Consider the following 17,476-nt stretch of genomic DNA (forward strand, 5'->3'; position numbering starts at 1 on the left):
ATCATGGCTTGGTTAAGAATTCATCCATATTCAAGAGGGCATTTGCCACCACAGACATCGCCGCTTGCTCAGGATTGGTTGGTTTATCTTTCACGCTAAAGAATGCCACTAGCGATTCAGGCTTGCTTTGATATTCGGCGAAAGCCTCTGCATAAAGGTTAGAGAGCGTCTTCAGTTTTACATCTGAAATAGGATTGAGCACAAGTTTTTGATAGCCATAGACAATTCCTTTTTCAGGATTTCCACCACTTTCTTCGATCATATCTTCCGCTAAAAAATAGGCAGCTTCCAAGTACACGGGGTCATTCAGCGTCACCAAAGCCTGAAGAGGGGTGTTAGTGACAATTCTTCTGCTCAAGCAAACTTCCCTACTTGCGGCATCAAAGGATATGAAGGAAGGATATGGGCTAGTTCGCTTCAAAAACGTGTAAATACCGCGTCTGTGTGCGTCTTCACCTTCACTTTCTTTCCAAGATTCTCCATTATATACGGTTTGCCATATGCCTTCAGGTTGGTGAGGCTTTACTCCTGGGCCATACATCTTGTCACTCAGCAACCCTGAAACGGCCAATGCCTGATCACGGACTTGCTCCGCACTCAACCTGAATCTTGGGCCACGGGCATACCATTTGTTTTGGGGATCTTTTTTGAAGAGGTCTGCTGAAACAGCAGAGGATTGTCTGTAGGTAGCTGAAGTTACTATTTCACGGATCAGACTTTTCATGCTCCAATTGTACTCATTCATAGTTTTCCATGCCAAATAATCCAGCAGTTCAGGATGTGAGGGAGGGTCAGACTGGGTTCCCATGTCCTCCAGTGAACTCACGATTCCACGCCCAAAGAGCTGATCCCAAACTCTGTTTACGAAAGTTCTCGAAGTCAACGGATTTTCCTTATCAGTAAGCCAATACGCAAAACCCAGCCGGTTATTAGGCCATTCTGGTTTCCATCCATTCAAACTTTTTGGCGTTTCAGGATTCACTTTTTCTCCCAGACTCATCCAGTTTCCCCGCTCAAAAACATGAGTTTCCCGAGCCATGTAATCAGGATTTTCGATCATAATCGGGAGTTTTGTTCCTTTGAAGTTCAAAGCTGTTTCCCAGGATTTTTGTACATCTCGGAAGCCAGGTTTATCAGCTCCCGCTAAACTTGGTACAAATGCAAACCAGACGAATTTGGCGGCATTTTGATCGGATCTCACACTTGGATTTCTAATCTCTAAATAGAGATCTACAAAGCCTTCGGTAGGTTTGAACGGTATGGCACGGACGATGTCTCCGCCGGTTTTATTTATAGGGAATTCTGCGAGCACTTCTCCTTCCGGGCCACCATTTCGAATAGTCATTTTGCTACCATCAAGACCAGATCCGTATTGCATCAGTAATTGATCAGAGCCTCGGGTGTCTATTTTCCTGAGGAAGGCTGAACCATTTGCCTGAATTCCCAGCCATTTGGTATCGATAAGTTCAGCATTGGTGAAGTCAACCGCATTGTGCGAAGGGTACTTCGGTTCTAGATAAGTCAGGAAGTTTTTACGGGCAGTGGCGGCTTCGATGCCTTCGTGTTCCCGAACCCAAGCCAAAACTGACTCGATTTCCGAGTTTTCCTCAGGCGAATAAAATCTCAGCCTTGGCTCTTCATCATGTGTGTCCTCGTCCCGGGAATTATTGAAAAAAGCCGCTGACTGGTAAAATTCTTCATGACGGATAGGATCGTAAGGATGACTATGGCATTGGACACATGCCATGGTAGTACTTTGCCAAACTTCATAGGTGGTGCCCACTCGGTCAAGTACAGCAGCCACTCTAAATTCCTCGTCATCAGTTCCACCCTCATCATTGTTCATGGTATTGCGGTGAAAAGCCGTGGCGGCCAACTGATCTTCTGTGGGATTTGGAAGTAAGTCTCCAGCAAGTTGCTCAATGGTGAATTCATCAAATGGCTTGTCGGCATTGAATGCACGGATCACCCAGTCGCGATAAGGCCACATCGTACGGGAAACATCCCGCTCATAGCCTTTGGTGTCGGCATACCTGGCTAGGTCTAGCCACCAGGTAGCCCATTTTTCCCCGTATGTTGGAGAGGAAAGAAGCAGGTCGACTGCTTGATCATAAGAGATTTTTCCAGATGAATATTGGTTCAAAAGGTCTTCTGAAGGAGGTAGTCCAGTGATGTCTAGCGAAGCTCTTCGAAGAAGTTTAAGTGGGTTTTCCTCTGGCGAAAATGTTAGGTCATTCTCTTCGAGTTTTTTGCCTATATAAAAATCGATGGAATTTATTGCGGAAGGATTATTGTCAGAAGCGAAACCCGCAGTAGTTCTTTGCTCCGCTACCTCAGGCGCCTCGACAGGATCATAAGCCCAATGTTTGCCCCATTTTGCGCCCTGTTTGATCCAGGTTTTCAGAAGATCTATTTCCTCCTCCGAAAGTGGAGAACGTTCATAGGGCATTCTCACTTCAGGATCTGAAGCTGTCAATCTTTTGATCAATTCACTTCCATTGGGGTCGCCGGGAATAATTGCAGGGTGTCCAGAATCTGTGTTTTCAAAAGCCTCTTCTTCGAAGAGTACAGAGAATCCTCCGCTTTTTTTGACCCCACCATGGCAGGAAATACAGTTCTTGTTTAATATAGGCTTGATCTGGGTGCTAAAATCGACTTCCTTTTCTTGGCCAAAAACGAAAAAGCCCGCAATGCCTATGATTACGGCTAAGGAAAGTAAGCCAGCTACTTTAAGATTATTCATGGGTCATTGAATGAACCTGAATGTAAAGAATTCTGGGCTACTTCGAAAACCGTTTATAGGATTTGGGTAATTATGGGTAAGTGTGGGCTTTTATTCTGGGATATTGGGTTTGGTAAGATGTATCGGATGTATAGTGATTTCTGACGGTATCTTGCTTTATAGGACAAGCTAATTATCAAAGTAATAAATCCCCCTTGCTCCCTTTGCGAAATTTTTGGTTCCAAAAAGTACTTAAAAAGTAAAGAGGAGTTATTCCAGCTCTGACACCAAAAGTTTGTGTAACACCCCGTTGTGATGCGAAATGACCGTAATCTATACGTTCCTCGTGTATATGAAAATCAGTGAACTAAGATCTGAAAACCAGGGGAATCGCCTTTAACAATCCTAAAGGGGAGAAACCCTTCAAGGGTTAAGCTATCTGAAAGTAAATATACTTACTTCATCCAGTCTCAATTTTTTCCTGGCTAACCCTTGAAGGGTTTTGAAGAAAACACCCCGCTTTTTAGGGCGGGTAGAGTAATTAGAATTTGAAGTTTGGAAGATTCTCCAAAATATCCTTGGTCATGGTATCCAGATCATAGTCGTGCCGCCATCCCCAGTCTTTCCTCGCACAGGAATCATCGATGCTGTCCGGCCAGCTATCGGCGATTGCCTGTCGGAAATCAGGATTATACTCGATTTTGAAATCAGGAATGTGCTTGAGAATGCTTTGATAAATTTCTTTTGGGGTGAAATTCATCGCTGCGAGATTGTAGCTGGATCGGATTTTCACAGCTTCCCGTGGTGCATTCATCAGGTCCAAGGTGGCTTTGATCGCATCGGGCATGTACATCATCGGAAGGGAACTGTCTTCACGAAGGAAGCAATTGAATTTTTCCCCCGCCAAAGCTTTATGATAAATATCCACCGCATAATCTGTCGTACCACCTCCAGGAAGGGATTTGTATCCTATTAAGCCAGGGTATCGCAGACTTCTAACGTCCACATTGAATTTCTGAAAATAGTATTCGCACCATCTCTCACCGGCTTGCTTCGAAATACCATAGACGGTATTCGGCTCTTTCACGCAGTATTGAGGAGTATTGATTTTGGGGGTATTTGGGCCAAATACCGCTATAGAAGACGGCCAATAGACTTTGTTGAGCTTAAATTCCTTGGCAAGTTCCAGCACATGGAGTAAGCTTTCCATATTGAGCTCCCATGCGAAAAGAGGCTTTTTCTCACCTACGGCGGAAAGCACTGCCGCCAAATGATAGATTTGGGTGATTTTTTCTTCCTTGACTAGATTTCTCAAACCTTGCTTGTCCATCACATCAAGGACTTGAAAGCGACAAAAGTCAAATTTTGATTTTGCCGATTCGTTGAGATCTGTTGCGATTACTTGCTCAGCACCAAACTGATCTGTCAGGGATTTGGTGAGTTCAGAACCCAATTGCCCTGCAGCGCCTATTACCAGGATTTTTTCCATTAATTATTCTTTCAAAATCTACCTAAAGCTGAGCTCTGGGTTTTTGTTTATATTTGGGTTTGCGATGGCAAAAGTAAGAAAAAACTGCTTCCTGAGCAGGATTTTTGACTAAAGGAATCATACGTTTTTGAATAACATAAAATCAACTAGCTATCATGTTCGATCAGTTCAGACCCAAATTACAAGAAGAGCTAAAGGGAATAGAAGAGGCCGGCCTTTTTAAGAAGGAACGGGTTATAACTTCTCCGCAATCAGCTGAAATCACCATTGCCGGAGGGCAGAAAGTGTTGAATTTCTGTGCGAATAATTACCTGGGACTTTCCTCACATCCAAAAGTCATAGAAGCGGCTAAGGCTGCTATTGACTCCCATGGATTTGGCATGTCTTCCGTACGGTTTATTTGCGGAACCCAGGATATTCACAAGGAATTGGAAAAGAAAATCTCTGAATTTCTGGGTACAGAGGACACAATTCTTTACGCCGCGGCTTTTGATGCAAACGGAGGAGTCTTTGAACCGCTTTTGGGGCCAGAGGATGCTATTATATCAGATGCTCTGAACCACGCATCCATTATCGATGGTGTGCGTCTGTGTAAGGCAATGCGTTTCCGCTATCAGCACAACGATATGGCTGACCTTGAGGCACAGCTAAAGGATGCCGTTGCTAAGGGGGCAAAGCAAAAAATCATCGTTACCGATGGGGTTTTCTCCATGGATGGCACCATTGCACAGCTGGACAAGATCGTGGAGTTGGCAGAGAAATATGAAGCCATGGTGATGACAGATGAGTGTCATTCCACAGGCTTCATGGGTAAAACCGGTCGTGGTGTGCATGAGCATTGTGACGTGATGGGCAGGATAGATATCATCACTGGCACCCTTGGGAAGGCTTTAGGTGGTGCTTCAGGAGGATTTACTTCTGGAAGGAAAGAGATTGTTGAATTACTTCGTCAGCGTTCCAGACCTTACTTGTTTTCAAATACATTGGCACCATCCATCACAGGTGCTTCAATAGCGGTATTTGACCTGCTGTCTGAGACGACTGAACTGAGGGATAAACTGGAGGAAAACACCAAGTATTTTCGGGAGAAAATGACCGCTGCCGGTTTTGATATCAAACCAGGGGAGCATGCCATCGTGCCGATTATGCTGTATGATGCTGTTCTTTCGCAGAAAATGGCTGAGAAAGTCTTGGAGAAAGGCATTTATGTCATTGGTTTCTATTATCCCGTAGTTCCTAAAGGGCAGGCCAGAATACGTGTTCAGATCTCCGCAGGTCATGATCGGGAGCATCTGGACCAGGCGATTGCAGCTTTCACGGAAGTGGGGAAAGAACTGGGAGTGATAGAGTAACCATCAAGGATCAGGTTAATTAACACTGATTTTATAGTAGGTTGTTGGATGCCAGATGTCCGATACTTTAAAGCCGGGTTTCTATTTTAGATTCCCGGTTTTTTTTTAACCACAAAGGACACAGAGATTGACGCAGAGTACGCAGGATTGTTTAACCGCAAAGTACCCAGAGGTAGCGCTAAGAAGATGAGGAGGATTTGGCCGTCGTGAGTGTCTCACTCACGACTTTTGTTTCCGAAGTGTCTTGCTATTTGTCTAAAACAATCACCTAACCGTCACATGGTAACAACTCTGTTTTCTTTCTTTGATAAAGAATATTTTGCCGTCTTCCTGAAATTCATCCAGAACCTTTTCAAGTGCTTTTTGCTTTTTCCTGTCGAAGCTTTTCTTACCATTAAATCTAATGTAGGAGATGTCAAAGGAGGATCCGTAAGAGTGGGAGCTAATGCCTTCAGTTGCGTTTCTGTTTCTTTTTCTTAGGCTTTTTTGTTGATCAGGAGTTCGGGTGACGGATGTGAGAACGAAGAAGGTCTCTGTATCTGTGAGGGTTTGGAACGCAGTGCCTATTTCTTCAAGGACGGTTTTTGAGTAGGGAGTAATAAACGGATGGCTATGCGTCAAAGTCATTACTTCGTACCCATTTCCTTCGCTCACCTGCACTAGTTTCTCATCCTCAACCAGTTTCTTCATATGATCTTCATCCTCGATCAAACCAAATCCATTGTGTTCAGCAGCATATAGGTGCTTGTCATATTCTTTCCCGATCAGGCCTTCAGGGATAGAGGGGATGACCCTGGGAGCGGGTAGATCCACTTCTATAGGCTCAGGTTTTTCAGGCTGGGGTGCGGATGTAGGATTGTTGGTAAGGGAAGAATAGGTGTTTTTTAGCTGTTTTTTCAATTCAGGCATATAAGCTTGGGTAGCTAAAGTACCTGCCGTAAAAAGTATGAAAAAAGCGGCTAGATAGATTAATGGTTTTTTTCTCATAAGGGGATAAATTCCTTTCTCTTTTAAATTTTACAGAAGGTTAAGGTGCAAAGCAAAGATTAAACCATATCCTTACAGTAAATTAATTTTAGGTGGTTTATTGAATGGGGGTGTTGCCATTTTTGTATTAACTACAAACCTTGGTTTTTTCCAAACCCTATCCCAATAGAAATTTATCTTCGGGTTATATAGCGTTATTAAAGGTATTTTGTACAGCAAAAAGGCACAACGACACATATGTCATAAGAATGACGTATTCCCGGCGCAAATAGTATGGGATTACCAAACTATTTTTGGATTCAACAAATGAACAAAAAAATGGATAGTAAAGCACTTGGAGTAAAACTGAAGACACTTCGGTTAAAAAATGGGTTTTCGCAGGATGAATTGGCAGCAACAGCTGGTGTCAGTCTGAGGACTGTGCAACGATTTGAAAATTCCGAAGCAATTCCGAGGATGGATACTGTAAAGCGGATTTTTCAAGTTTTTTATTTCTTTAAAATCAATTTCTTGCGATAATTTAGATGGGAAACGAGTCCTTATTAGGATGCCGATTTACTGGTCATAGCTAGTTTTCTCCGCTTTTTCATTTCATACTCTTCCAGATCTTCAAAGCGTGTATCAACATCCAGGTTGTTCAGGTAGTCATTGATAGTTTCTCTGATTTCCTGGAAAGACATATTATGAAGAATCTTCCCGTTTTTGGACATGGACAATTGGCCGGTCTCTTCAGATACGATTAAAATCAATGAATCCGTAGCTTCGGACATACCTATGGCAGCACGGTGGCGAAGCCCAAATTGCGCAGGAACTTCACGCTCCGTGACAGGTAAAATACAGCGTGCGGCTTTGATTTTGCCATTATGGATAATCACAGCGCCATCATGAAGAGGGCTGTATTTATTGAAAATGGAAATAAGCAATCTTTTGGAGAGTTCTGCATCCAGAATATCCCCGCTTTCCGCATAAAATTTGAGCTCAGTACTTTTAGAGATCACCATCAATGCACCTGTGTTACTACCGGCAAGTGTTTTGGAAGCATCGATGATAGGGCTGATGTTGAATAGGGAATTGTCTTTCTTTCTCCAGAAGAATAGCATGTCTTTCCAGACGTTGTCGTCTGAAAGGAGGGAAGAACGACCGATCAGTAAAAGGAACTTCCTGATCTCCGGAGCGAAAATAATGATTGCTGCTATCACACCTACGCCCATGAATTGGCCTAGAATAGCAGTTAACAGTTCCATTCTTAATGCCCTAACTAAAAGGTAGATTAAGTAGATGGAAAGAAAGCCAAGGAAAATCTTAATGGCGACACTGCCTTTCAAAAGTTTGTAAATCTGATACAATAGGGCAGCAACCAAAGCTATATCGATGATATTGACAATGGAGATGTCTAAAAATCCTATTTTGAAAAGTAAAGTCAAGGGTATAAAGTGTTGAATAATTTTAATGTTTCGTTTGCTTCTTTAACGTCGTGAACCCTAAGTATGTTTGCCCCATGACATAAAGCAAACATGTTTAGTGCCGTGGTTCCATTCAACGCATCATCTGCGCTTACCTCAAGTGCATTTGCAATCATTGACTTTCTGGAAAGACCTACAAGTAACGGTAATGAAAGCGTCTTAAAGTGGTGAAGGTTCCGCAGCAAGAAATAATTCTGTTCTAGCATTTTAGCAAACCCAAATCCTGGATCGATAATTACATCTTTGATGCCAAACTTTCTGAAATGTTCTAGTTTTTCAGAGAAATAGAACAATATTTCTCCTAAAATATCTGAATATCCTGTTTTTTTCTGCATGTTCTGAGGATTTCCTCTCATGTGCATGGCAATGTAGGGCACCTGAAGCTTTGCCACGGTTGGGATCATCTCTTCATCTAGATCCCCCGCAGAAATATCGTTTATGATATGGGCTCCGTGTTTGATCGCCTCTTTGGCAACTTTCGAGCGAAATGTATCAACAGAAATCAATATTTCCGGATAATTGGATATAATCCAGTCTATGGCAGGGATCACCCTATCTATTTCTTCCTGAATACTTACCTCTACTGCCCCAGGTCTGGAACTATAGCCGCCCACATCCAGGAAATTTGCACCATGGGCAATATGCTTAGTAACTAGGGTGTCAAGTTTTGATTTGGATTTTTCTGCCCTGCTGCCTTCAAAAAATGAATCTGGTGTCAGATTAACAATCCCCATGAGCTGAGGTTTGTCCAAGCTGACAAGCCGTCCATCGATTTGAAGGGTGATTTTTTGGGGAAATGATTTATCTTCGGTGTTAGAAGACTTGCCCGGAAGAGGAAACATTAAATTAATAAACTTTGGAGACGCAAACGAGTAACGAATATAAGGAAGTTATCAGCCGTTGTAAAGAACTATTTCGTAAGAAGACTATAGATTATGGAACAGCTTGGAGAATATTTCGGCTTTCCTCCATTACAGACCAGATTTTTATCAAGGCCCAGCGGATTCGATCCATTCAGGAGAAGGGAAACCAAAAAGTGAACGACCCTATTGAAGATGATTTCGTTGGGATCATAAATTACTGTCTGATCGCATTACTGCAGATCAGCTATTCCTCCGATGAGAGAATGGAGATTCCTTTTGATGAACTGGAACCGGTCTATGATCATTGGGTAAATGAAACCAGAGGCCTACTGGAAAATAAAAACCACGACTATGGAGAAGCATGGAGAGATATGCGAGTAAGTTCCATGACAGACATTATTCTGATGAAATTACTACGCACCAAGCAGATCGAGGATAATAAAGGGCAGACTTTAGTGTCTGAAGGCATAGAAGCTAACTATCAGGATATGATCAATTACGCTGTGTTTTGTTTGATTAAATTAAATTACCATGTTTAAGCAAGGCTTTTTGTGGGTCATCCGGCTTATTGTCGGTGGACTTTTCATTTTTTCAGGGTTGATCAAGGTGAATGATCCTGTCGGTACTTCGATCAAGCTGGAAGAGTACTTTGATGTCTTCTCTACTGACATTGCCGGTTTTTTTGCCTATTTGAAGCCTTTCGCTTTGGAACTGGGTGTTTTTTTGGTCGTGGTGGAAGTAGTACTGGGCGTGATGCTTATCCTGGGTGTCAGGAGTAAATTCACCGTTTGGGCACTGGGATTGATGATCCTGTTTTTTACATTCCTCACCTTTTATTCCGCGTATTTCAATAAAGTGACTGATTGTGGCTGCTTCGGCGATGCGATCAAACTGACTCCCTGGGAATCTTTTTATAAAGACCTTATCTTATTGGTGCTTATCGCTATCCTGTTTTTGTTTCAGTCAGACTTACCTAAGAGTTCTGCCACTTGGGCTAAAGGTGCCACTCTAGGCACATTGATTTTATCTTTTGTGCTGGCAATAGTAGCTGTACGCAATCTTCCTTTTATAGATTTCAGAGCGTATAAGGTAGGGGTGAATATCCCTCAGAATATGCTCCCTTCAGCCCAGTTACAGTATGATTATGTGATGAAAAAGGATGGGGATCTAGTGACCTTCGAGGAATACCCCTCAGATGAAAGTCTGGAGTTTGTAGAAATGAACTTGAAAAACCCGGAGGCGTTGCCCAAAATTTCTGATTTTGCCGTGTGGAATGATGAAGGGGATTTTTCTGAAGAGTTATTTACTGGCAATAAAGTACTTGTCCTGGTCAGTAATTTCGGTAAAATGAACCAGTCTAACCTTGACCAACTGGATTTATTGGTGAAATCCCTTTCTGGGACACCTATACAACCAGTGCTTGTAGCGGCTGCTTCCATAGGAGAGATCAATGAATTCACCCAGAAGAGGGGATGGGATGTTCTTTCGCTTCAGGCAGATGCCACTGTGGTCAAAACTATGATCCGTTCCAACCCCGGGATTATGGTCTTAAAAGACGGTACAGTGCTCGCCAAATACCACCATAACAATACACCTGATGCGACAGAGGTTTTGGATTTTTATATGAACTGAAGATGGGAAAAGATCTTAAAATCGTTTTGGTGGGTCTTCCCGGCTCCGGGAAAAGTACGTTTGGGAAGCAACTTGCCGCTATGCTGCGATTTCCTTATTATGATCTGGATACTTTGATTGAGAAAAAGTACCAGATGAAAATCCCCGAGATTTTTACAGAATACGGAGAAGGAAAATTCCGTATGATGGAAACGAGGGTTTTGCAGGATTTTCTGGATCATAAGGGTTCCTATGTGTTGGCTTCCGGAGGAGGTTGTCCTTGCTTCAATGACAACATGGACCTGATAAACCAAAAAGCTGTATCAGTATATCTGGATGTACCATTGGAGGAGATCTCATCTAGGTTGGGGGGCTCCAGAACCCAGAATAGACCTATGTTTTTTGGACTTGATCAGGGCGAAATAACGTTGAAATTGAAAAGTTTACTGTTTGAGAGAGGGCATTTTTATGAGCAATCAAAAATAAAGCTCAGCGGAGAAGACTTTTCCACTGAGCTCTTGGTTTCGGAGTTGATCAGGTTGCTTAAAAACTCAAGCCCAGCGTGAGCACCCCATTGATCAGGTTGTTTTTCACCTCTGTGACCGGACCGATATTATTACCTTGATTGTCCAATACTTGGTAGCTGCTGTAAAGGGTATTGAACTTTTGGTTTACCAGGGCAAAGTCAATGGAGAATTTATTGAGCTTCACGCCTAAGCCACCGCTGATTTGTTGGGTGCTGCGGTCATAGTCTGAGTTGGCAATAGGATCTCCGAAGAAGCCATAGCCGCCCCGGATTCTGAAGTTGTCGAACCTATACTCAGCGCCTGCCCTAAAATTGATGGTGCTGCTATAAAGGTCGTCAATGAGCATATTGTCAGGGCCTTCATCGAAATCCCCTGATTTGATATTCGCAGTACTGTAATCCACCCAGTCCACATCAGCAGAGATAAAACCGTTTTTCCCAAGAAAAACAGATGCCCCACCTCCGATTTTTAGCGGGGTGTTTAGATTGTAGGAACTAAGTATGATGTCTGACAAGGCTTCAACCCGCCCAAGAACTATATCTTCCTGCTCATATTCATAGTTGTCATAATTGGCTACTATTGCAGCATCATATTCATCATTCAATGCATACCACGTCGGGGTCTGGAAGTTAAATCCGAGATTCAAATAGTCCTGTGGTTTGTAAATCAAGCCTAAGGTAAGGTTGACGCCACCACCATTAATAAAAAGATTTTCTTGCAGGGTTGAATTTATAAGGGGATCATCAGAAAACTCCTCATTATATATTTTCCTTGAATTGAAATTTATAGTTCTGATTCCTACCGACCCACCGACAAAAAGTTTATGACTGAAATTGGCGCCATAAGCAAAAGTGATTTGACTTGAGCTTCCTTCTTGGGTTATGTTTTCATCCTGAAATGGCAATCCTAATACAAATGAATCGTAGGTATCTGGGTTAGATATAGGGTTACCATCTTGATCTATCGCTACGGGATTGATCTGATAAGTATTGTATGCTAATCCGGTTAGTCCGTAAGACTCGATTTGGTTTTCAGGAATTCCATTTGCGTCCTGCAGATAGAAATCTATTATCGAGGTTTGACCAGGTTGATCAGAGTAAAAACCATATTCCGTATTGAAATTAGCGATTCTTTGAATACTGATTCCAAAAGCTCCTCCTTTGAATGCTCCCCGGTCAAACTCACTTTTTGGGTTTGCCATTACAAAACTGACATTGGGCAGGGAAAAATTTGAAGTATTGTAGTTTTTACTTTGTCCCAAATAGGATGTTTCCACTCCCCAGTCAGTGTAGCCCAAAGTGACACTTGCCTCTGAGGATCTGAAAAATCCCAGTCCTGCAGGGTTGCCTGCTATATTGGAAACATCTCCTCCCAAAGACCATTGTGCTCCGCCCACGCCCATAATCCTGGCAGATCCGGCAGGAATTGATTGACTGAAACGATAAGCATCTTCATAGTATCCACTTTGAGCTGATACATACGTGGACGAAATTACAACTATGGATAAAACCAGAATGAAAATTCTCATTTAGATTTGATTTGGATGTATTGAATAAACGTGTAGAGTGGCTATAATTGTTACTTAGATCCAGTGCTTTCTTCGCAAATTACTGAAATTATGCCCGAATTTTACCTTAATATTAGTTTTCAATCCCCCATACCTGCTGGATGAGTAATCTTTAGGATGTAAGAAGCCTTTCTGCGGATTGAGTCATTTTTATGCAGGGTAGAGTTTGCTTCAGACAAAGCAGAATAACGGAATTGGGAGTGATTAGTTAGGGATTAAGTAAGGGAAGAATGAGCAGTTATAAGTTACCTACTTGAATGGCTGACCGGATCCCGCCCCACAAACAAATAAGGCAGTGAAACCACTGCCTTATCAATAAATAAGTATGATAAATTAATTTCCTCTACCTCCTCGGGACGACCCTCCACTGCTTCTGCTTGCTCCTCCAGCTGGTGAGCTGCTTCTTGATGGAGCACTATAAGAAGGAGTACTTCTGGTAGGCGCGGTAGATCTAGAGGGGGTTATCATTCTGGTATTGGTGTTGCTTCTATTGTAAGAAGGGGATGCGTTTCTAGTAGGCACATTGCTTCTGTTGTAAGAAGGGCTTGCAGATCTGCTGTTCGAAGGATAAGTAGATCTTACTGAGGATCCTCTATCGGTATTGATTGTTCTTGAGTTGGAAGGATTTACAGTAGGTCTAGCTGAAGGCATCGCACTTCTGGTTCGGGAAACCGGTCTTTCCAGGGCCGCAGAATTTACATTTCTGGCATTTTCTGTTCTTGACCTGGTATTGTAATAATCATTTTGAGAAGTGCTGAAGTCTCTGGCAGAAACTCTGGAATTATCAGAGTTAGATACGAGTCTTCTAGAGGATGTCGCAGTATTATTACGGTTTACTACATCTCTTCTTGCCTGAGCTCTGGCGGTACTTGGCTGAAGCGCAGTGTTATATGAACCAGTTCCTCTAGAGGCGGCCAGTGATGAACCTCTGGTAAGTCTTGAGCCTGTGGCTATCCTACGATCCCCATATTCACCTCCAGGAAGCACATAAATTGGTCTATATCCGTAAACAGGATATCCATACATAGGAAAGCCGCCAAACGCATATCCAGGTCCCCAGAACGGATCATAGAATCCATACCCCATACCGGGTCTCATCCACGGAGAGCCAAACCCAAACCCGAATCCAATATTCATACTAAACCCTGGTCTAAAGCCGTATCCCCAAGGGCTGTAAAAACCTCCCATACCCCAAGGGCTCATCCAAGGGTTCATTCCCCATGCGCCCATTCCATACATCATTCCCATGTTGAATGCCATGGAATTATTGAAGTTGGAATTGTTTCCTACCCTGTAGTTGTCATAAGCATTGATGTCGGCACTGCTTTCTTCAACCCCGCCTTCATCAAAATAAACCACATCATCCTGAACAGTAGTTTCTTCTGCTTGATATCTGGCAAGGTAGTCAGGGTTTACATTTCTGGAGCTAAAGCTTTCCTGAGGGACTGCTTCGGTTGTCGTAGTCGAAAGGGACTGGAATTGCTGCGGATTATTGTTTTGCACAGCATATTCAGTTGCCACTTTGGCATCTGAGGCCATGAAATACAAATTGTCATCAACTCCCGTAGTAGCCAGTTTATTAGTGCTACAGGAAGCCAAGACTATTGCGCCTAGGATAAATGTTGATGTTTGAATTGGGAAATTCTTCATGGTTGAAGTTTTAATTAGTTACTTTCTTATACGGCACGATGGGCGAAGGGTTATACTTTTTACTTTATATTTGCCCCGCATAAGTTAGCAAAAATAACCATAATCTGTATCTCAACCAACCAAAATGAGTAAAGGACTACCTAAGAGAAGCGAAGATTATTCGCTATGGTACAATGAATTAGTGAAAAGAGCCGATTTGGCGGAGAATTCAGCTGTCAGAGGGTGCATGGTGATCAAGCCTTATGGCTATTCCATCTGGGAGAAAATGCAGGCTGAGCTTGACCGTATGTTCAAGGAAACCGGCCACTCCAACGCATATTTCCCACTTTTTATTCCCAAATCTTATTTGAGCAAGGAGGCCAGCCATGTAGAAGGATTCGCTAAAGAATGTGCGGTGGTTACCCATTACAGGTTGAAAAATGCGGAAGATGGCAGCGGAGTGATTGTGGACCCGGAAGCAAAACTGGATGAGGAACTGATAGTTCGACCTACCTCGGAAACAGTGATATGGAGTACATACAAAAATTGGGTGCAATCTTACAGGGATCTTCCTTTATTGGTAAATCAGTGGGCAAACGTCGTGCGCTGGGAGATGAGGACCAGGCTTTTCCTCAGAACGACGGAGTTTCTATGGCAGGAAGGCCATACCGCCCATGCCACTAAAAAAGAAGCTGAGACCGAGACCATGCAGATGATGAATGTCTATGCACAGTTTGCTGAAGATTTTATGGCTTTGCCGGTAGTGAGGGGCAGAAAAACAGAAAGTGAGCGATTTGCCGGTGCCGATGACACCTTATGTATTGAGGCGATGATGCAGGACGGGAAGGCGCTTCAAGCGGGGACTTCCCACTTTTTGGGACAGAATTTCGCTAAGGCTTTTGATGTGAAATTTGCCACCAAAGAAGGCGGTTTGGAATATGTATGGGGTACTTCCTGGGGGGTAAGCACTCGTCTGATGGGTGCGTTGATCATGGCACACTCAGATGACAATGGATTGGTGTTGCCTCCGAAATTGGCGCCGATCCAAGTGGTGATCATCCCTATTTTCAGAAAGGACGAAGAACTTGACGCTATTTCTGAAAAAGCCAACGAACTAATGATTGAGCTTCGTAAAGCTGGTGTGACCGTGAAATTCGACAACAGGGATACTCATAAGCCAGGATTCAAATTCGCGGAATATGAATTGAAAGGAGTGCCATTGAGAATTGCTATAGGGCCTCGCGATTTGGAAAATGGCACCATAGAAATCGCAAGAAGAGACACGTTGACTAAGGAGCAATTTGAATTATCCTCTCAGCCGATTGGGGAGAAAGTAACTGGAATGCTCGAAGAAATCCAGTCCAGCATTTATTCTAAAGCAATGGAGTTCAGAACGGAGAAAACCACCGAAGTTAATTCCTGGGAGGAATTCAAAGAAGTGTTGGAAGGGAAAACCGGGTTCTTGTCAGCTCACTGGGATGGAACCCCGGAGACGGAAGAGAAGATCAAGGATCTCACCAAAGCTACTATACGGTGCATCCCTTTGGATAGAAAGGAAGAAGAGGGGGTTTGTGTCTATTCAGGCAGGCCATCGAAAGGAAGAGTCCTCTTTGCCAAAGCATATTAAATCAGTGAGCCCGGAAATTTCCGGGCTTTTTTTTGGTTCTATTCACGTGCGTTAACAAGGAAACTTGTATTTTAGACAACAATTGTTTTTATGAAACGTCAATGACAATTCTAGTTTTATCAAGTCTGCTTCTTATCGGACTGATCCTTATGCTGGTGGAAGTGCTTTTTGTTCCGGGAACCACTATAGTGGGGATTTTTGGACTAATAGTAAGTGTAATTGGAGTGGTCTATGCATTCATCAGCTTTGATGCGGAAGTGGCCTGGTGGATTACCAGCCTAGCCATCATTCTGAATCTTGCAGCTATAGGGTATGGATTCAGCTCAGGGGTTTGGAATAGATTTTCTTTAAAATCCGTCATACAGGGCGGGGCGTATGATGGGCGTACCGATAGCTTGCAGGTAGGAATGCCAGGCAAAACTATTTCGGATCTGAAACCTATTGGGAAAGCTAGCTTTAAAGATGTAATATATGAGGTGAAATCAGAAAGTGGTTTTATTCCTGTGGAAACCGAGGTTACCATAATCAAAATTGAAAACAATAAAATTATCGTAAAATAATATGGAGAATTTAGATCCGAGCAGTTCAATGTTCATCCTGGTGGCTGCAGTCGCAGGAATCGTCCTACTATTCATCTTCTTGTACTTTGTGCCAGTCAATCTCTGGATTACGGCCCAATTTTCAAATGTGAGGGTAGGAATAGGAGAGTTAATCGGGATGAGAATCAGAAAAGTCCCGCCAAGTATTATTGTCAATTCGTTGATTACTGCGACGAAGGCTGGACTTCAGTTGACAACAAATGATTTGGAGACCCATTACATGGCTGGAGGAAACATCCCCAATGTGATCAGGGCTTTGATCTCGGCTGATAAAGCAAATATCAACCTAACATTCAAGCAGGCTACTGCTATTGACTTGGCAGGTAGGGATGTGTTTGAAGCGGTTCAGATTTCCGTAAACCCCAAAGTGATCAATACACCAAACGTAGCGGCCGTAGCAGCGGACGGGATACAGCTCATTGCGAAAGCCAGGGTGACTGTTCGCGCCAATATCGCACAGCTGGTAGGTGGTGCGGGGGAAGAAACCATACTGGCCAGAGTAGGAGAGGGTATAGTGACTTCTATTGGTTCTGCCGCGACGCACAAGAGTGTGCTGGAGAATCCTGATAAGATCTCAAAACTGGTGTTGCAGAGAGGATTGGATGCGGGAACCGCATTTGAAATCCTGTCTATTGATATCGCTGATATAGACGTAGGGACAAACATCGGTGCCAAATTGCAAATCGATCAGGCTTCCGCTGATCTAAAAGTAGCGGAAGCTAGAGCAGAAGAGAGACGTGCAATGGCCGTGGCACTGGAGCAGGAGATGAAAGCCCGAAACGTGGAAATGCGCGCTAAAGTGGTGGAAGCGGAAGCAGAAGTTCCCAAGGCTTTGGCTGAAGCCTTCAGATCAGGTAGATTGGGAGTGATGGATTACTACAAGATGGAGAATATCCAATCAGATACTTCCATGAGAGAGTCTATCGCCAACTCAGATGAATCGAAAGATTCGTCCAAAGGCAAATCAGATAAAAAATAAAGAGGGGCTGCCTCATAACTCATAATTGTCACTTTGAGCGCCCGCCTGCCGGAGGTAGGAA

15 protein-coding genes are annotated in these 17,476 nt (G+C 43.3%); 8 read left to right on the forward strand and 7 right to left on the reverse strand.

Features of this window, described 5'->3' with window-relative positions; translation table 11 throughout:
* Nucleotide 1: 1 nt before the first annotated feature.
* Together LZF95_RS00930 and LZF95_RS00935 are read right to left on the reverse strand one after the other, a co-directional pair.
* The gene (locus LZF95_RS00930) at nt 2-2,743 is read right to left on the reverse strand and encodes a DUF1553 domain-containing protein (RefSeq protein ID WP_233753107.1); all 2,742 of its coding nucleotides are present in this window, start codon (nt 2,741-2,743) and stop codon (nt 2-4) included.
* 520 nt (nt 2,744-3,263) lie between these two features.
* Nucleotides 3,264-4,211 carry an NAD-dependent epimerase/dehydratase family protein gene (locus tag LZF95_RS00935; RefSeq protein ID WP_233753108.1) on the reverse strand — a complete coding sequence of 316 codons (948 nt, stop codon included), beginning with the start codon at nt 4,209-4,211 and terminating at the stop codon, nt 3,264-3,266.
* A gap of 155 nt (nt 4,212-4,366) precedes the next feature.
* On the opposite strand from LZF95_RS00935, the gene kbl reads away from it, so the two are divergent.
* Nucleotides 4,367-5,563 carry a glycine C-acetyltransferase gene (kbl, locus tag LZF95_RS00940; RefSeq protein ID WP_233753109.1) on the forward strand — a complete coding sequence of 399 codons (1,197 nt, stop codon included), beginning with the start codon at nt 4,367-4,369 and terminating at the stop codon, nt 5,561-5,563.
* A gap of 264 nt (nt 5,564-5,827) precedes the next feature.
* On the opposite strand, the gene LZF95_RS00945 is transcribed toward kbl, so the two are convergent.
* A complete protein-coding gene (locus LZF95_RS00945) occupies nt 5,828-6,550 on the reverse strand; it encodes a DUF5715 family protein (RefSeq protein ID WP_233753110.1) in 723 nt (240 codons plus the stop codon).
* Nucleotides 6,551-6,868: 318 nt separating this feature from the next.
* Here LZF95_RS00945 and LZF95_RS00950 point away from each other — a divergent pair, with 318 nt between their 5' ends.
* On the forward strand, nt 6,869-7,069 hold the full coding sequence (locus tag LZF95_RS00950; protein WP_233753111.1) for a helix-turn-helix domain-containing protein: 201 nt from the start codon (nt 6,869-6,871) through the stop codon (nt 7,067-7,069).
* Between the two features lie 23 nt (nt 7,070-7,092).
* Here LZF95_RS00950 and cdaA read toward each other — a convergent pair whose 3' ends face one another.
* Both cdaA and folP read right to left on the reverse strand, forming a co-directional pair.
* Nucleotides 7,093-7,974, reverse strand: a complete 882-nt coding sequence (cdaA, locus tag LZF95_RS00955) for a diadenylate cyclase CdaA (protein ID WP_233753112.1) — start codon at nt 7,972-7,974, stop codon at nt 7,093-7,095.
* Nucleotides 7,971-8,855 carry a dihydropteroate synthase gene (folP, locus tag LZF95_RS00960; RefSeq protein WP_233753113.1) on the reverse strand — a complete coding sequence of 295 codons (885 nt, stop codon included), beginning with the start codon at nt 8,853-8,855 and terminating at the stop codon, nt 7,971-7,973. The genes cdaA and folP overlap by 4 nt, the downstream gene beginning before the upstream one ends.
* A gap of 14 nt (nt 8,856-8,869) precedes the next feature.
* On the opposite strand from folP, the gene LZF95_RS00965 reads away from it, so the two are divergent.
* The 3 genes from LZF95_RS00965 to LZF95_RS00975 are packed head-to-tail and all read left to right on the forward strand — an operon-like array spanning nt 8,870 to nt 11,053.
* A complete protein-coding gene (locus tag LZF95_RS00965; RefSeq protein ID WP_233753114.1) occupies nt 8,870-9,415 on the forward strand; it encodes a DUF1599 domain-containing protein in 546 nt (181 codons plus the stop codon).
* Nucleotides 9,408-10,508: a BT_3928 family protein gene (locus tag LZF95_RS00970; RefSeq protein WP_233753115.1), complete on the forward strand. Its 1,101-nt coding sequence runs from the start codon at nt 9,408-9,410 to the stop codon at nt 10,506-10,508. The genes LZF95_RS00965 and LZF95_RS00970 overlap by 8 nt, the downstream gene beginning before the upstream one ends.
* A 2-nt stretch (nt 10,509-10,510) precedes the next feature.
* Nucleotides 10,511-11,053 carry a shikimate kinase gene (locus tag LZF95_RS00975; protein WP_233753116.1) on the forward strand — a complete coding sequence of 181 codons (543 nt, stop codon included), beginning with the start codon at nt 10,511-10,513 and terminating at the stop codon, nt 11,051-11,053.
* Here the strand turns inward: LZF95_RS00975 and LZF95_RS00980 are convergent.
* Together LZF95_RS00980 and LZF95_RS00985 are read right to left on the reverse strand one after the other, a co-directional pair.
* Nucleotides 11,031-12,542, reverse strand: a complete 1,512-nt coding sequence (locus LZF95_RS00980; protein WP_233753117.1) for an OmpP1/FadL family transporter — start codon at nt 12,540-12,542, stop codon at nt 11,031-11,033. The two genes, LZF95_RS00975 and LZF95_RS00980, sit on opposite strands and share 23 nt — an antisense overlap.
* A 372-nt stretch (nt 12,543-12,914) precedes the next feature.
* Nucleotides 12,915-14,231, reverse strand: a complete 1,317-nt coding sequence (locus LZF95_RS00985; RefSeq protein ID WP_233753118.1) for a hypothetical protein — start codon at nt 14,229-14,231, stop codon at nt 12,915-12,917.
* A gap of 124 nt (nt 14,232-14,355) precedes the next feature.
* Between LZF95_RS00985 and proS the strand changes: the two genes are divergently transcribed.
* From proS to floA, 3 genes are all read left to right on the forward strand, one after another.
* Entirely contained in the window at nt 14,356-15,837 is a 1,482-nt protein-coding gene (gene proS / locus LZF95_RS00990) for a proline--tRNA ligase (RefSeq protein WP_233753119.1), read from the forward strand.
* Between the two features lie 101 nt (nt 15,838-15,938).
* Nucleotides 15,939-16,397 (forward strand): NfeD family protein, encoded by a 459-nt coding sequence (locus LZF95_RS00995; RefSeq protein ID WP_233753120.1) that lies wholly within the window; start codon nt 15,939-15,941, stop codon nt 16,395-16,397.
* 1 nt (nt 16,398) lies between these two features.
* Nucleotides 16,399-17,415, forward strand: coding sequence for a flotillin-like protein FloA (floA, locus tag LZF95_RS01000; RefSeq protein WP_233753121.1), 1,017 nt, complete (start codon nt 16,399-16,401; stop codon nt 17,413-17,415).
* The last annotated feature ends 61 nt before the right edge of the window (nt 17,416-17,476 follow it).

This window comes from Algoriphagus sp. AGSA1 (assembly GCF_021390545.1).
In the GTDB taxonomy this organism is placed as follows: Bacteria; Bacteroidota; Bacteroidia; order Cytophagales; family Cyclobacteriaceae; genus Algoriphagus.

Excerpts from the sequence above, each read along its gene's own strand:
- LZF95_RS00930 (WP_233753107.1), bottom strand. The coding sequence starts at position 2,743 with ATGAATAATCTTAAAGTAGCTGGCTTACTTTCCTTAGCCGTAATCATA.
- LZF95_RS00935 (WP_233753108.1), bottom strand. The coding sequence starts at position 4,211 with ATGGAAAAAATCCTGGTAATAGGCGCTGCAGGGCAATTGGGTTCTGAA.
- kbl (WP_233753109.1), top strand. The coding sequence starts at position 4,367 with ATGTTCGATCAGTTCAGACCCAAATTACAAGAAGAGCTAAAGGGAATA.
- LZF95_RS00945 (WP_233753110.1), bottom strand. The coding sequence starts at position 6,550 with ATGAGAAAAAAACCATTAATCTATCTAGCCGCTTTTTTCATACTTTTT.
- LZF95_RS00950 (WP_233753111.1), top strand. The coding sequence starts at position 6,869 with ATGGATAGTAAAGCACTTGGAGTAAAACTGAAGACACTTCGGTTAAAA.
- folP (WP_233753113.1), bottom strand. The coding sequence starts at position 8,855 with ATGTTTCCTCTTCCGGGCAAGTCTTCTAACACCGAAGATAAATCATTT.
- LZF95_RS00970 (WP_233753115.1), top strand. The coding sequence starts at position 9,408 with ATGTTTAAGCAAGGCTTTTTGTGGGTCATCCGGCTTATTGTCGGTGGA.
- LZF95_RS00975 (WP_233753116.1), top strand. The coding sequence starts at position 10,511 with ATGGGAAAAGATCTTAAAATCGTTTTGGTGGGTCTTCCCGGCTCCGGG.
- LZF95_RS00980 (WP_233753117.1), bottom strand. The coding sequence starts at position 12,542 with ATGAGAATTTTCATTCTGGTTTTATCCATAGTTGTAATTTCGTCCACG.
- LZF95_RS00985 (WP_233753118.1), bottom strand. The coding sequence starts at position 14,231 with ATGAAGAATTTCCCAATTCAAACATCAACATTTATCCTAGGCGCAATA.
- proS (WP_233753119.1), top strand. The coding sequence starts at position 14,356 with ATGAGTAAAGGACTACCTAAGAGAAGCGAAGATTATTCGCTATGGTAC.
- LZF95_RS00995 (WP_233753120.1), top strand. The coding sequence starts at position 15,939 with ATGACAATTCTAGTTTTATCAAGTCTGCTTCTTATCGGACTGATCCTT.
- floA (WP_233753121.1), top strand. The coding sequence starts at position 16,399 with ATGGAGAATTTAGATCCGAGCAGTTCAATGTTCATCCTGGTGGCTGCA.